Source organism: Fructilactobacillus florum 8D (assembly GCF_000512295.1).
Taxonomy (GTDB): Bacteria; Bacillota; Bacilli; order Lactobacillales; family Lactobacillaceae; genus Fructilactobacillus; species Fructilactobacillus florum.
The window spans coordinates 1-13,054 of sequence record NZ_ALXG01000017.1 but is presented as its reverse complement, the minus strand read 5'-3'; the positions used below and the strand labels follow the sequence as shown (position 1 = coordinate 13,054).

General features: G+C 38.2%; 9 protein-coding genes and 2 pseudogenes. 2 read left to right on the top strand and 9 right to left on the bottom strand.

What is annotated here, in order from left to right; all coding sequences use genetic code 11:
• Positions 1-5: 5 nt before the first annotated feature.
• Positions 6-1,349: an RsmB/NOP family class I SAM-dependent RNA methyltransferase gene (locus B808_RS02125; protein WP_009166483.1), complete on the bottom strand. Its 1,344-nt coding sequence runs from the start codon at positions 1,347-1,349 to the stop codon at positions 6-8.
• A 2-nt stretch (positions 1,350-1,351) separates the two neighbouring features.
• Positions 1,352-2,857 carry a glycerol kinase GlpK gene (gene glpK / locus B808_RS02120; protein WP_009166482.1) on the bottom strand — a complete coding sequence of 502 codons (1,506 nt, stop codon included), beginning with the start codon at positions 2,855-2,857 and terminating at the stop codon, positions 1,352-1,354.
• Between the two features lie 154 nt (positions 2,858-3,011).
• On the opposite strand from glpK, the gene B808_RS02115 reads away from it, so the two are divergent.
• Both B808_RS02115 and yjeM read left to right on the top strand, forming a co-directional pair.
• Entirely contained in the window at positions 3,012-4,433 is a 1,422-nt protein-coding gene (locus B808_RS02115; protein ID WP_035421640.1) for a C69 family dipeptidase, read from the top strand.
• A gap of 16 nt (positions 4,434-4,449) precedes the next feature.
• Positions 4,450-5,958, top strand: a complete 1,509-nt coding sequence (gene yjeM / locus B808_RS02110) for a glutamate/gamma-aminobutyrate family transporter YjeM (RefSeq protein ID WP_035421637.1) — start codon at positions 4,450-4,452, stop codon at positions 5,956-5,958.
• Positions 5,959-6,040: 82 nt separating this feature from the next.
• Here yjeM and B808_RS02105 read toward each other — a convergent pair whose 3' ends face one another.
• From B808_RS02105 to B808_RS06695, 7 genes and pseudogenes are all read right to left on the bottom strand, one after another.
• A complete protein-coding gene (locus tag B808_RS02105) occupies positions 6,041-6,919 on the bottom strand; it encodes a ketose-bisphosphate aldolase (protein WP_035421635.1) in 879 nt (292 codons plus the stop codon).
• A gap of 20 nt (positions 6,920-6,939) precedes the next feature.
• Positions 6,940-7,527 carry a 5' nucleotidase, NT5C type gene (locus B808_RS02100; RefSeq protein WP_035421633.1) on the bottom strand — a complete coding sequence of 196 codons (588 nt, stop codon included), beginning with the start codon at positions 7,525-7,527 and terminating at the stop codon, positions 6,940-6,942.
• A 119-nt stretch (positions 7,528-7,646) separates the two neighbouring features.
• A pseudogene (locus B808_RS02095) lies at positions 7,647-9,026 on the bottom strand (restriction endonuclease); the annotation flags it as partial.
• Between the two features lie 5 nt (positions 9,027-9,031).
• Positions 9,032-10,729: an ATP-binding protein gene (locus tag B808_RS02090; protein WP_225349213.1), complete on the bottom strand. Its 1,698-nt coding sequence runs from the start codon at positions 10,727-10,729 to the stop codon at positions 9,032-9,034.
• Entirely contained in the window at positions 10,719-11,996 is a 1,278-nt protein-coding gene (locus tag B808_RS02085; RefSeq protein ID WP_051393791.1) for an SIR2 family protein, read from the bottom strand. The genes B808_RS02090 and B808_RS02085 overlap by 11 nt, the downstream gene beginning before the upstream one ends.
• 46 nt (positions 11,997-12,042) lie before the next feature.
• Entirely contained in the window at positions 12,043-12,210 is a 168-nt protein-coding gene (locus B808_RS06425) for a DUF536 domain-containing protein (RefSeq protein WP_081716725.1), read from the bottom strand.
• A gap of 173 nt (positions 12,211-12,383) precedes the next feature.
• Positions 12,384-12,599: pseudogene (locus tag B808_RS06695) on the bottom strand (replication initiation protein); the annotation flags it as partial.
• Positions 12,600-13,054: the final 455 nt, after the last annotated feature.

The window sequence follows — 13,054 nt, the reverse complement described above, 5'->3', positions numbered from 1 at the left end:
CAAGCTTAGATTTGAAAGCGGAGTCCCTTCGGAAAGAAATTTTTCAACGTTCCCTGCACTACTTTACCAAATCCAATCGGCATTCCCTGACAATCAAGCAAATACCACCCCTTAGGCAACTTGGGATCGACGCTTAGCGTATCCCCATGAACATAGATTTGCCACTCTGCTCGCGTTAAAGTTAATCGCTTTTGCACTGACTGTGGCTTTAATGCCAAAGCTAACCCGTATGCCGGTTCAAGACGTTGTTTTTTAATATTTGCGACTGGGGTTCCCGGCCGCATCACTTTAAGTTGCTGCAAATCTGGAATATCCGGATGATAACTGTACAAAGTTTTTCCAAATGATAATAAATTCGTCGCCGGATCCACTGTAAATTCTGTAGATACAAGCTGTTGCCACCATTTGCGTAGTTCGCCCGCTACATTGCTACGCTGCGTTTTTATCAGCGAGCCGGCGGCATCAGTCGGCTCGTACCGTAATTTAGCGATAAAGTGACCATCTCCTGGTAAATTTTGCGGAAATAAACGTACCGTATCCGCCAAGGCTGGATTTTGATTTGCCCATGCTGGACGACCGTCCTCCATCCCAGCTGTTTTAGTTATGGGAACTACTTTAAGGGGGAATTCTTTGAGTAGCCAAGCAATTATTTGTTCATCTTCTTCAGGAGCAAACGTACAAGTCGAATATACTAATTCTCCTCCCGGTTTTAACATTTTAAGGGCGGCTGGTAAGATAGTTCGTTGGCGCACCGCACATGCTGCTGGATAATCTAGAGACCAATACTTCATTGCTTGCGGATTCTTACGAAACATCCCCTCCCCAGAACAGGGAGCATCTACTAAAATTTTATCAAAATAGCGGGGAAAATGGCGGGCTAAGCTGTCCGGATCCTCATTCAAAATCAAAGGGTTCCAGACGCCTGCTCGTTCTAAATTTTCAACTAAAACTTTAGCCCGACTACGATCAATTTCGTTAGCAACTAATAAACCGGAGTTATTTAACATGCCCGCTAATTGCGTGGACTTGCCCCCAGGTGCTGCACAAAGGTCCAAGACCCGCTCTCCTGCTTGTGGATTCACAACCTGGGCTACTTGCATAGCCGATGGCTCCTGACTATAGACGTAACCGCTTTGATGTTCAGGAGTTTTACCAGCCACCTTGCCGTAGTAACCATTAGGAACGGTTGGAATTGGGTGACTTAAATCAATCGTAAGGTTAGCTGGAGGTTTTAGCGGATTAATCCGAAAGCCATGGACTGCTGGTGCTTGGAAAGAATCCAAAAATGGAATTGCTTCTGCCCCCAAAAGAGCTTGATATTTAGAAATAAATGCTGGTGGTAATTGCACAATTAATCATCCTTAAATTTTTGAGTAGCAGTGACAGCTGCTTGCCAACCGGCGTAGCGATGTTCTCTATCAGCAACCGTCATCTGCGGAGTGAAAACTTTTCCAGCCGGTTGCTGGGATCGTAAGGCGGCTAAATCACGCCAATATCCGACCGTCAGACCTGCTAAATAGGCAGTTCCGAGTGCTGTAGTTTCAGATAACGGCGCACGTTTGATTGGTTTTCCCAGTAAATCTGCCTGAAATTGTAATAAATAATCATTCTGTGAGACCCCGCCGTCCACTACTAAACTTTGCAGTGTCAAACCAGTTTCTTGAGCCATGGTATCCAGAACTGCACGCGTTTGAAACGCTAACGATTCTATCGTAGCCGCAACCATTTGGCTGTGGTTCGTATGAGCGGTTAATCCCAGAAAAGAGGCTTGTGCCCGTTGATCCCAATAAGGAGCACCTAATCCGTTAAAGGCTGGAACCAGATATAAGTCAGTTGACTTATGACTCGCAGCAGCGATCTCTGCTGACTTTGCTGGATCCGTAAGTATTTTTAGCTGACGGTGTAGCCACTCAATCGCTGAACCAGCGGAAAAAATGCTACCCTCAAAAGCATATCCTACCTCATCATCATCGAGACTACAGGTTAGCGTTGTTAAAAGTCCGTGATTTGAAAGACGCCACTGTTTTCCAAGGTTCATCATGATGAAGGCTCCGGTTCCATAAGTGTTTTTTGCCATTCCGGGTTGTAAAGCCAACTGTCCAAACAGCGATGCTTGTTGGTCTCCAGCAAGAGCAGCGATAGGAATCTGAACTCCCATAAGCGTAAAGTCCTGCGTATAACCATATAAATGACCAGAGGGATAAACCTTCGGCAACATTGCTGCCGGAATCTGAAAGAGATCTAATAGTTCTGGATCCCACGCTTTCTGTTGAATGTTATACAGCATCGTCCGACTAGCATTTGTGTAGTCGGTTGCATGTACTTGACCGTTAGTTAATTTCCATAATAACCACGTATCAATCGTCCCAAACAAAAGCTCTCCCTGCTCTGCTCGAGATTGAGCTCCTGGTACCTGTTGTAAAATCCATTGGATCTTTGTAGCAGAGAAGTACGCATCCACCAACAAACCCGTTTTCTGTTGGATTAAATTTGCAAACTCAGGTTGTTGCCAGTGCTTAGCAATTTCGGCCGTTTGTTTTGACTGCCAAACAATGGCTGGATAAATCGGTTTCCCTGTAAGCCGATCCCATACAATTGTAGTCTCGCGCTGGTTCGTGATTCCAATCGATCTAACCTTGTAGGGAGGCGTTTCCGTTTGAAAAAGAACTTCTGAAACTAGTGTTTCCGCTGTATTCCATATCTCAATCGGATCCTGCTCTACCCAACCAGGATGTGGGTATGACTGATTAATTTTTCGTTGTGCTTTTCCAACCGGTGCTCCTTGCTGGTCAAACAGCATTACTCGAGCAGAGGTGGTCCCTTCATCAATCGCCATTATATACTGTTCATTTTTCATTAATTAACCTCAATCAGTTCATGATTTTTTAATTATAATCCTTCTTGCATCGGGATGCCATGCTAGCATTTAGTCCAATGCACAAATCGGTTTTCGCCTGACTAAAGGTGTAAGATAGTCGTTAGCAATTTAAAAAATTAAGGAGCCCATATTTATGGAAACAAATTATTCCGCTTGTACCAGTATTTTAATTGGAAGAAATGCAACTGTTGACGGTAGCACCATTATTGGTCGCAATGAAGACTGCAAAGCAGCCTGGCCAAAACGGTTTATCGTGCACGAACAACAACGCGTTGCCAATCGAAAGTTTTGTTCTAAGGCAAATGGTTTTCAGTTGGCATTACCAACAGTTAGCGCCAAATACACAGCGACCCCGGAGTGGACGTCACAAGACGGACTTTTTGAAGAAGATGGAATTAATGAAGCTGGTTGTGCGATGAGTGCCACCGAAAGCACCTATGCCAATCAGCAAGTTCTCAAGTTTGATCCCCTGGTGACTGATGGCATTGGCGAAGAGGCCATGGTAACCGTAGTTCTCCCGTACATTAAAACAGCCCGTGAAGGAGTCGAACGACTTGGTCAGATTGTATCAAAATACGGAGCTTGTGAAACAAATGGCATCCTGTTTTCTGATCGGCAGGAGGTCTGGTACTTTGAAATCGGTTCCGGTCATCACTGGGTAGCTCAACGGATTCCCGATGACTGTTATGCTGTCGTTGCCAATCAGATGGCAATTCAAACCATTGATTTTTCGGATCATCAAAATTTTGCTTGGTCTGCTCAAATCGTGGACTTCGTTAACAGCCATCAGCTTAACCAACACAAAGATAATTTTAATTTTCGCCTAATTTTTGGAACCCAAACATCCCAGGATACCAGCTATAATACGCCTCGGGTATGGGACGGGCAACGTCAGTTCAACCCAGAAATCATCCAAGAACCTACTTCACAAACCTTACCATTTTTACGAAAAAGTTCTCGATTACTATCAGTTTATGACGCTCAACACTTTCTAAGCTCTCATTATCAGGGAACTCCATATGATCCTTTAGGTGACGGACCAGCTAACCAACGTCATCGTTTTCGACCAATTAGTTTAGCGAAAACCCAAGAATCACACGTGCTCCACTTACGTCCTCAGCTCCCAGCCGCCGTGGCTAACATTCACTGGCTTTTGATGGGAGTGGGCGCTCAGAGTACTTACGTTCCTTTTTTTGCTGGTCTTACAGACACGCCCAGAGCCTACCAAATCCCAGTAACCGCCACTTATGATTCTGAATCTGCTTACTGGACGTTTAAGTTAGTAGGAGTCCTGGTTGATCCCCACTACCAACAATTTTACCCCCAATTAGTAGCGGTTCAAAATCAACTCCAAACCCAATTTCAGAACTTAATTAGCGAAACTGACCTTAAGGCACAAGCAATCAAACCCGAACAACTCGCACAATTAGCGACAGAAGCCAGCCACACAGCCGCCCAACAAGCTTTGACGGCATATCAATCACTGGCCGCACGATTAATCACCACTGCTACTGATCTTTCCCCACTTAATTATCAACAAGATTTAAATCTATAAGGAGCCTTTGTCCATAATGGAACAACCAACGAATCATAAAAAAATGAGTACTAAGTCATTGGTTTTGATGATTTTGTCATCTATCTTTGGCTTCGCAAATGTCACGGTGGCCTACGATCAGATGGGATATGCCAGTATTATTTGGTATGTATTTGCTGCCGTAATTTTCTTTTTGCCATCCAGTTTAATGTTTGCAGAATATGGATCCGCTCTTAGCAGTGCTAAAGGTGGCATCTATTCCTGGCTCAAAGAATCAATTGGAGAACGACTAGCTTTTATCGGTACCTTTATCTGGCTGTCCGCTTGGATTATCTGGATGATTGCCGTTGCTAGTAAAGTCTGGATTCCAGTTTCAAATATTTTCTTTGGAACTGATAAAACCACTACTTGGCACCTATTTGGCATTTTTTCTCCCATGCAAACCATTGGTCTTTTAGGAATTATTTGGGTGATCGTAATCACATTCATATCAACCCGTGGCTTTCAGCAAATCACCAAAATTGCCAGTATTGGAGGCTTTTTCTCCATCGGATTACCGGTGTTATTCGTAATCTTATCCAGCGTAGTTCTAGTCTTAAATCACGGCCAGCTGGCTGAACCAGTTCGGAGCACCGCTGTATTTATTAAATCACCTAATCCACTCTTTGCTTCTCCAATTGCCATCATGTCATTTGTTGTTTACGCGATCTTTGCCTACGGTGGCATGGAATCAATGGGAGGAGTCGTTGACAAAGTTGCGCACCCCAAACAAAATTTTCCGCGTGGAATTATCATCGGCGGTATCATTATGGCTTTGCTTTATTCGGTCACTATTTTCTTCGTTGGCGTGACTGCTAACTGGCAGCAATTGCTTGGTGGCAACCATGTAAATCTGGGTAACATTACCTATGTATTAATCAACAATTTAGGATATCAACTAGCCCTAGCACTCGGCGCATCAACTCAGGTCGCCCTTATTACTGGTCAATGGTTTGCACGTTACGCTGGTATCAGTATGTTCATTGCCTACATCGGTTCCTTCTTCGTGCTCAGCTATTCACCGATCAAGTCTTTTATTGAAGGTTCTGACCCTAAGTTATGGCCCAAACGAGTAACTAAGCTAAATCAACAACAAATGCCTAGTTTTGCCATGTGGCTTCAAGCTATTATTGTGTCCGTTATCATTTTTTTAATTACCTTTAGTGGCTCTGGTGCACAAAAATTTTACTTAATTCTAACTGACATGGCCAACATCTCGAGTACCTTTCCCTATCTCTTTTTGATCGGTGCTTTTCCCTTTTTTAAAAAATTAACAAACATTGACCGCCCCTTTGTTTTCTATAAAAATAAATATTTTACTAATTTTGTGGTTATCATTATCATGGTGGTCCTAATCTTAGGCATTGGCTTTACTGCCGTTGAACCACTCATGGAGCATGATTATCAGACCGCTTTTTGGACGATTTTTGGTCCCCTATTTTTTGGTCTAGTGGGGTGGATTATGTATGAAATCGGACACCGGAGTGCCCTACAAATCAAAAAATAATATGTCTATTAATATCTATAAAAACTAAAAAGACTAGCCCTTCTTAAGAGCTAGTCTTTTTAGTTTGATTATTCAAAAATCATTAAGCTTTCCCAGCTGATCCAAAGACCCTAATTCGATCTTCGCACATTGCCTCAAGTTGATCGCTGCCTGCGGTCAGAAAAATCCTTGGATCAAAGTTCTTGCCTTCTAAATCTTTGTCAGCTAGCACATACTTGCGAATCCCATCATGAAAAGCTAACTGGCCCTCCGTGTTAACATTGATTTTTGCAATTCCCAGCTCAATTGCTCGGCGGATTTGATCGTCATCAATGCCTGAACCACCATGTAGTACCAGCGGAAGCCGTTTGCCAGTCGCTGCGAAAATCGCCTCATCAATCTTTTGTAAGTGTGCGAAATTGAGCCCCTTCCAATCGGCCGGGTACTGACCATGAATGTTTCCAATTCCCACCGCTAACATATCAACGCCAACTTGAGCCATTTGAACTGCATCCGGAATTGCAGCAATCTCACCATTCGCAATTAGCCCATCTTCTTCGCCGCCAATAGTACCAACTTCAGCTTCCAAAGAAATCTGATGTTGACTGGTAACCGTACGCAAATCATTAGTTTTCGCTAAATTTTCTGCCAGTGGTAACTTTGCCCCATCAAACATCACGGAAGTAAATCCCACTCCAATAGTTTCAAGCGCTTGATGATAGTTTCCATGGTCTAAATGAATAGCGACTGGAACCGTAATATGCATTGCTTCGTGCAGATCAACTAACAAATCATAAGCTAAGCGAAAACTTCCCATATATTGGGCAGCTCCACCAGTTACTTGTAAAATGACCGGTGACTGGAGCTTTTCTGCTGCTCGCAAAAGCTCCTTTCCCCACTCAAGATTATTAACATTAAAAGCGGGTACTGCATAATGCTCCGCACGAGCTTTTTGTAACATTACAACACTATTTGTAATCATAACGACACCCCTTTATACTGTTACTCCCAATTTTCTTTCGTAAACGCAGCATGATCCCCATGTAACTGATAATTGGTAGCGGCTTGCTGTATCGCCTGTGATAAACTGCCAAGTCGTTGAGTATCATAAGCCAGATGCTCTAACATCGGCACTAAATCCTGGGACCACGTTAACCGCGAGTCGTAACCATACTGAATCCAGAAACTACCATGCTGAGGATCATCCCAGGCGCTTGCCCCATGATAGGGACGATCATCCAGTAAAATTCCACTGGCCCCACGCACCAAGCCCTTGTCATGGGTCATAATAACTTTTTTATAGAAATAATTGGTATCCCCGGCACCAAAATATTGTTGAATCCAGAGGAGTTTATCCTGCCAAGCGCTGGGATTATTCCATGGTGCCGTTGATAAAATATAGAGATCATATGATTTGGCTAACTCAGGAATCGCAGCTAGCACGCCAGAAATAGGTGGCAAGTCGCGAAAAATACCAGGAATTGTATCCGGACGCTGGCGATGTGTCGTAGCCGCCCGGTTTAGAACTGGCAATGTATCAACCAGTACGTTATCCATATCTAAGAATAATTTTATGCTTTGCTCCGTCATGTACACCTCGTTTAATTTTAAGTTCCAGTAGTACACAAAAAGCATAATAGAAATGAAGAGCGGTGTCAAAAGAGAGGGCGTCAATTAGGGATAAAACTATATCCACCATTAACATTCTACTATTTATCTGCTAGTTCATCGATTTTATTCCAGATATCTTGATAGTTAGTCGTAAATTGATAATAGATTCCGGAGTTTGTTAATTTATCAAAATATTTTTTTTGAATCTTCTGAATTTGTTGATCACCGATTCGCATGTTTTCAGCCTTGGTTTCTACAATTAGATATGGCTTTTCTCCATGACGATTTATCATAAAAATAAAATCAGGAGTTGTAGTGCCATGGTTAAACCGCGGAATTTTAATCGCTTCCTTCGGTAACTTGCCATAGACTACGACATCATCGTCATAATCATGCTTTAGTATTTCTAATTCCGGATCGACGCTATCATAACGTACCGGTGGTCTTTAATATAAGTATTTGGGGTCACCGTCAACTTTATCATCGCCATACGATCCGATTTTATTAGCTGAAACATAGTCCAAAAATTCTTCACTATCTGAATTATAAACTGATGTCGATGATTCAAAATTCAATGGTTGATACTCATAATTTTCAATCAATTTTCCTTCAAACTTTTTCACAAAATTTTTAACAATTTTTTCGAGAGTAGCTTCGTTAATATAATCAGAATTATTTCCTAGCTGATGACGCATCGTTACAATCATCAGATTATTTAATAAATTGATAGATAAACCTATTTGAAAATTAATTTGTTGTAAAAATTTTCCGTAATCCATCGTTAATCGCGTAGTCCCGGTTTCAGTTGTTTGATGGATTTCCGCTTGGTTACCGATTTTAATCTTCTGATTGATAGATTGCGTTTTCTGGAAAACAAAATTTTCTTTGTTATTAAAAATTTCACGTGCTATTTTTTCAGCCACATCATTAGTTCCATCACCATAAACCACCATTTGGCGCTTTGATAATGCTTGCCAAACATTTTTTAACTTTTTCCAATTTCTTTTTTGCAATTTAACCTTGGTACTAACTTTATGAATGGTTCGATCTATAACCCGATCATTTGCAACCATATCATGGTTAATGTTGGGATAACATTGCAACAAGGCTTCAAAACCGGTTGTTTTCTGACCATCAAAAACCACTTCACGCTTAAAATGATGATCAAAATCAATAATTCCCTTGCCACCTAAGTCATTGACAAGTTGTTGCTCATCAAACGTTCTATCTAACTTTTGTTGCTGATTAACAATTGCGCTAATCATTTCCTCAGTTAATTTTGTATGATCAAGAACAACGGGAGCATCATCATTGATTTGATTAACAAGTTCTTGAGCAAATTCTTTTTCGTCATAGCCAATTAAGAAGGAAAGCCGACTAGAAAATTCATCTTGTTTTAGGCGATGACCAGTCTCATCAACTGGCAATCGCAAACCACGTCCGACCTCTTGAATTTTACTATTTTCAGAACCAGGAGAATTATTTACAGCAGTGGAGTATCGTTATCATGCTTACGTCCAGACTTCTCAAAACATACATGTATATCTTGAAGCAAATTAATACTTGTCAATATTGCTTCTCCTTGGTTCAATTTAGGAATTTGTGACACTTCGTTCTGATTAAGATAGTTTTGAATAGCCGCAATTTCCTCAGAATGTGTCAAACGATGAATAACCATTGTTCCAATTTGCCCAAATAAGACTTCTGGAACATCTTTGGGGTTTTGCGTTGTTAAAAATAAGAATATACCTTTTTTTCGACCTTCTCTGGCAATTGATATTAACCCGCTTTCTTCACTATACCTGCTAACATATCTATGTAATTCATCTATGAATAGTACTAATGCAGTATCGTTAGTAGTTTTTTTGTCAATAATAAATTTTGAAATTAGGTCAACAATTGTTCGACCTGATGTGTCTGTTTTAGATATGTTTGACAAATTTAAATACAACGATTTTGAATCTCTGGATTTAATAAACTCTTTGAGTTTTTCAAATAAGTCTGTTTGGGTATCATCTTCATCGTTGTCATTGAAAAATTTTTCAATCAGGGACGATTGCAAAAAATATGTTACCTTTTGAACTAGCCAAAGACTTGCATTAAAGAGATTACCGTCATGTACAAACTCGTACTTACCGGTTTTTTTATCTGTATGTGGTTTAACTGCTTCATTGTTTATTTGATCAGGTAAAAGTTTTAAATCGAAAGCTTTATCGTTCACTTTATTAATTTTATCTAATAGGGTACGCACCTCAACTCCATCCTTTTTTAAAGCACTGTCTTTTTTATTGGACTTTTGATATCGTAGAGAATCAATTGCATCAGAAAGAACAGAAGCTTTATTAGAATCTTCAGGACTAGATACATTAAAAAAATCAATCCAAAATTGAATATCTACGCTAGCAGTTTTTAAAAAAATATCATCCCCTAAAGTAAATTTGTCAATTTCTTCTTTTTCAAAGGAATCTTGGTACTCACCTGTGGGATCAAGAATCAATACTTTTTTATTTGCAGATACGAGCTTGTCTAAAATAGTTAAAGACGATGTTGACTTTCCAGAATTTGTGGTACCTACTACCATTAGGTGCCGATCGAAAAGCGTATTTGGTTTTAATGACAAAGACTGATTTTCAAAACCATCTAATTTCATTAAGTTTTCTAGTGATGTTTGATAGCTAATTTTCTCATTCTCACTTTTTTTCTGATAGTCATTGATTTCTATTGATTTTAAATATATTGAAATTAATTCATTGTTCGCAATGTAAACTTTATCAGTAATCCCAACAGTTTTTAACCCGGATAACTTAAATTTATTACCGTCAAGAATCCCTATAACATTAACTGCAATTTCAGGGTATATAGTTTCTTCAATTCCATGATTCATTGCTTCATGTACCGAAGACGAAGAGTTAACTTTTGATTGGTATACTTCAGCAATAAATAACCCTTGGACACTATCAATAACTACCAAATAATTAATACTATTGGGTATTAACGATTCTAACCTAATATTTCTATGATTAAAAAGTGATAGGTTTTCAACTTGAATATAAGCACTATCGCGATAAACCTGAGAAATCATACCAATATAAAAATTACTTTTTGGAACCCCTCCATCCATCCAATTGTTAAAAACCTCTGGTTTTTCACTTCTTTTAGTATAAAAATAATCAATTGTCATCCATAGATCCTCCTAGATATTCTGATAAATCACCATTTAATGTTGCTTTTAAAAAAGCAACATTATAATAGTTATCCATAGCATTTATAAGTTCATTCAAATTACTATTACTATTTTGAGATTCATTAATACTAAAATTTGTAATTAGGGTAGATAATCCATCGTTTGTTTGTATTGCAGAAATTATCATACGAGCAATATGATTATCAGCAAAACTAAAACCAGTTGTTATTAACAAAGTATTTGGTTTATGCAAAAGATTTTGAAACTTGTTGAATAGATCAAAATATGGTTCTTGGTAACTTTGAGCATACTTATTAGAGCTAGGAAATACCATAATTGGTTCCTTTACCAGCTTTTTGTCTTTACGAATAATATTGTCACCTGATTCAGATCGCTCCCATGTTAGTGAACCATGAATTTTAAGAAGATTAGCAACGTTAATTTTGTAAATGTTCTCGTTTGTTTTGACATTTGGGACTTCCTTAACTAAGTTCCAATCAAACATTGTACTATCAAATTGAGGTGTTTGTGAAAATGAAAAGCCATCAAAAACAGTCCACTTCATACTTTCTGCAGCATCCTCTAATAACGTATCATAGTTTGTAGTGACAAGGTTTAGTTTGTTTTCAGGATTCGTAAGTTTAGATAAGACATTCAAAAATTTAACATGCTTAAAAGTGTTTCTGTCATAATTATAAGATGTTGCTTTAATAATAATATCTAAAATTATTTTCTTGGTATTCTTAAACTTTTCTTGGTCTGCTTCAGGAACGAATTTTTCATAAGCAAGGATATTAGACAAAAAATCTTCCAAATTAAATTCACCGTTTAATTTCTTTCCATTATCTAAAATATTGTCAGAATAACTACTCATTTCTGCCATCTCTGCAAGTGTGAAAACGTCAAAGTCCTCTTCATCTTCATCAAAATGATATTTTTTATCAGCAAGTTTTTTTTGAACCACATCAGCAATTTTAGCGACAGTCACGCCTGTTTTAGCTATTCCATGTTCGTCTGGTTGAAAATTGTTATCGGTTACTGACGCACCTGCACCAACCAAAACAACAATATTGTCAAACTTATTATTTAGGAATTTTAAAGATTCATTTTTTACCATTTTTTTGAATTCATCTAAATCAATCGAGTTATTATCTTCTTTTATTTCAACACCATTTTTATAAAATTTTTCATTTTCAGAACCCACTCCTTGACATAATTTAACGTTTTTTGATAACCAAAAAGGATCACGTTCATTGTCACTCATTAAAACACCTTCATTTTTATTTTTGTTACTTACTTTTTTCTGGAAATTATTTATAAGTTTCAATTAATCCACTTAATTTTCTAATATTAGCTTTTAGTTCTTTGTTATCTGCTACGGCTGTTAATTGAAGCTGTTGTTGCTTATCAATTAATTTTGTTAGATGTTCTATTTGTGAGTCTTTTATAGTGATATTGAATAGTATGTTTAAAGACATTCAATTCAGCGACAATCTCTCTAGTAGTTTTAGTCCCGATTCCCAAACCCCTTTTGTAATTCAGCTAGTGCTTTTTGTTTTGCTTGATCTTTGATTTTTATCATGTTCATCCCGTTTTCAGTTATTAATAAAGTATTTAACTGCGTCAAGTGAACGTCAATTTCTTTATCTAATAATTCATCATTATGCTTAATGTTAAAGAGTTTTTGACACTCGTCTTGAAACTTTCCTTTTGAAAAATTATTTAAGTCTTTTCTTCCATGTTTCCAAGTAAATAATAACCGATAACTGGTTTTTCCCAATCTTACAATATTCTTTCCTCATCGTTATTCTTCTAAATAACGTGTCGATTCAACTTTTATTGGTTTTATAACAACCTTATCCACATTAGATATCGGATTATATTATTCAAAGTCTTTGAGAGATTATTGTATAAAGCTACGATTTATATCTTTGATGATACCCTTTTCAATATTAACATAAATATTAGTTTTATCTTGATACCGATTATAATTTTATTTCATAAATTAGTACCTTCGGAGCAAAGATCCATCATTTTCAAACTTATTTAAGAAGTTTTCTAACTAAAAAAGTGCATTCAACTTAAATGAATAAACGAAGATAACCAAATTGCATAAATATAATTAGTTTTTCCCTAATTTAGTCAAGAGTACTTCGTTTGTTTACTATTCCAGTTTCCATTAATTAGATATAGCGACTACTCATTAATGATAGCCATTGGTAACTTCGTCAATATTATGCTCTCGCAGTGCATTTTCAAATTTATCAATGCTAAAATGATCGTTGCTATCAAAAAATTCTGGTAATTTTTCCTTCAATGTAT

What these genes read in the sequence shown, in the direction of transcription:
- B808_RS02085 (WP_051393791.1), bottom strand. Translation starts at nt 11,996, where the DNA reads ATGAGTGACAATGAACGTGATCCTTTTTGGTTATCAAAAAACGTTAAA.
- B808_RS02100 (WP_035421633.1), bottom strand. Translation starts at nt 7,527, where the DNA reads ATGACGGAGCAAAGCATAAAATTATTCTTAGATATGGATAACGTACTG.
- B808_RS02115 (WP_035421640.1), top strand. Translation starts at nt 3,012, where the DNA reads ATGGAAACAAATTATTCCGCTTGTACCAGTATTTTAATTGGAAGAAAT.
- glpK (WP_009166482.1), bottom strand. Translation starts at nt 2,857, where the DNA reads ATGAAAAATGAACAGTATATAATGGCGATTGATGAAGGGACCACCTCT.
- B808_RS02090 (WP_225349213.1), bottom strand. Translation starts at nt 10,729, where the DNA reads ATGACAATTGATTATTTTTATACTAAAAGAAGTGAAAAACCAGAGGTT.
- B808_RS06425 (WP_081716725.1), bottom strand. Translation starts at nt 12,210, where the DNA reads ATGTCTTTAAACATACTATTCAATATCACTATAAAAGACTCACAAATA.
- yjeM (WP_035421637.1), top strand. Translation starts at nt 4,450, where the DNA reads ATGGAACAACCAACGAATCATAAAAAAATGAGTACTAAGTCATTGGTT.
- B808_RS02105 (WP_035421635.1), bottom strand. Translation starts at nt 6,919, where the DNA reads ATGATTACAAATAGTGTTGTAATGTTACAAAAAGCTCGTGCGGAGCAT.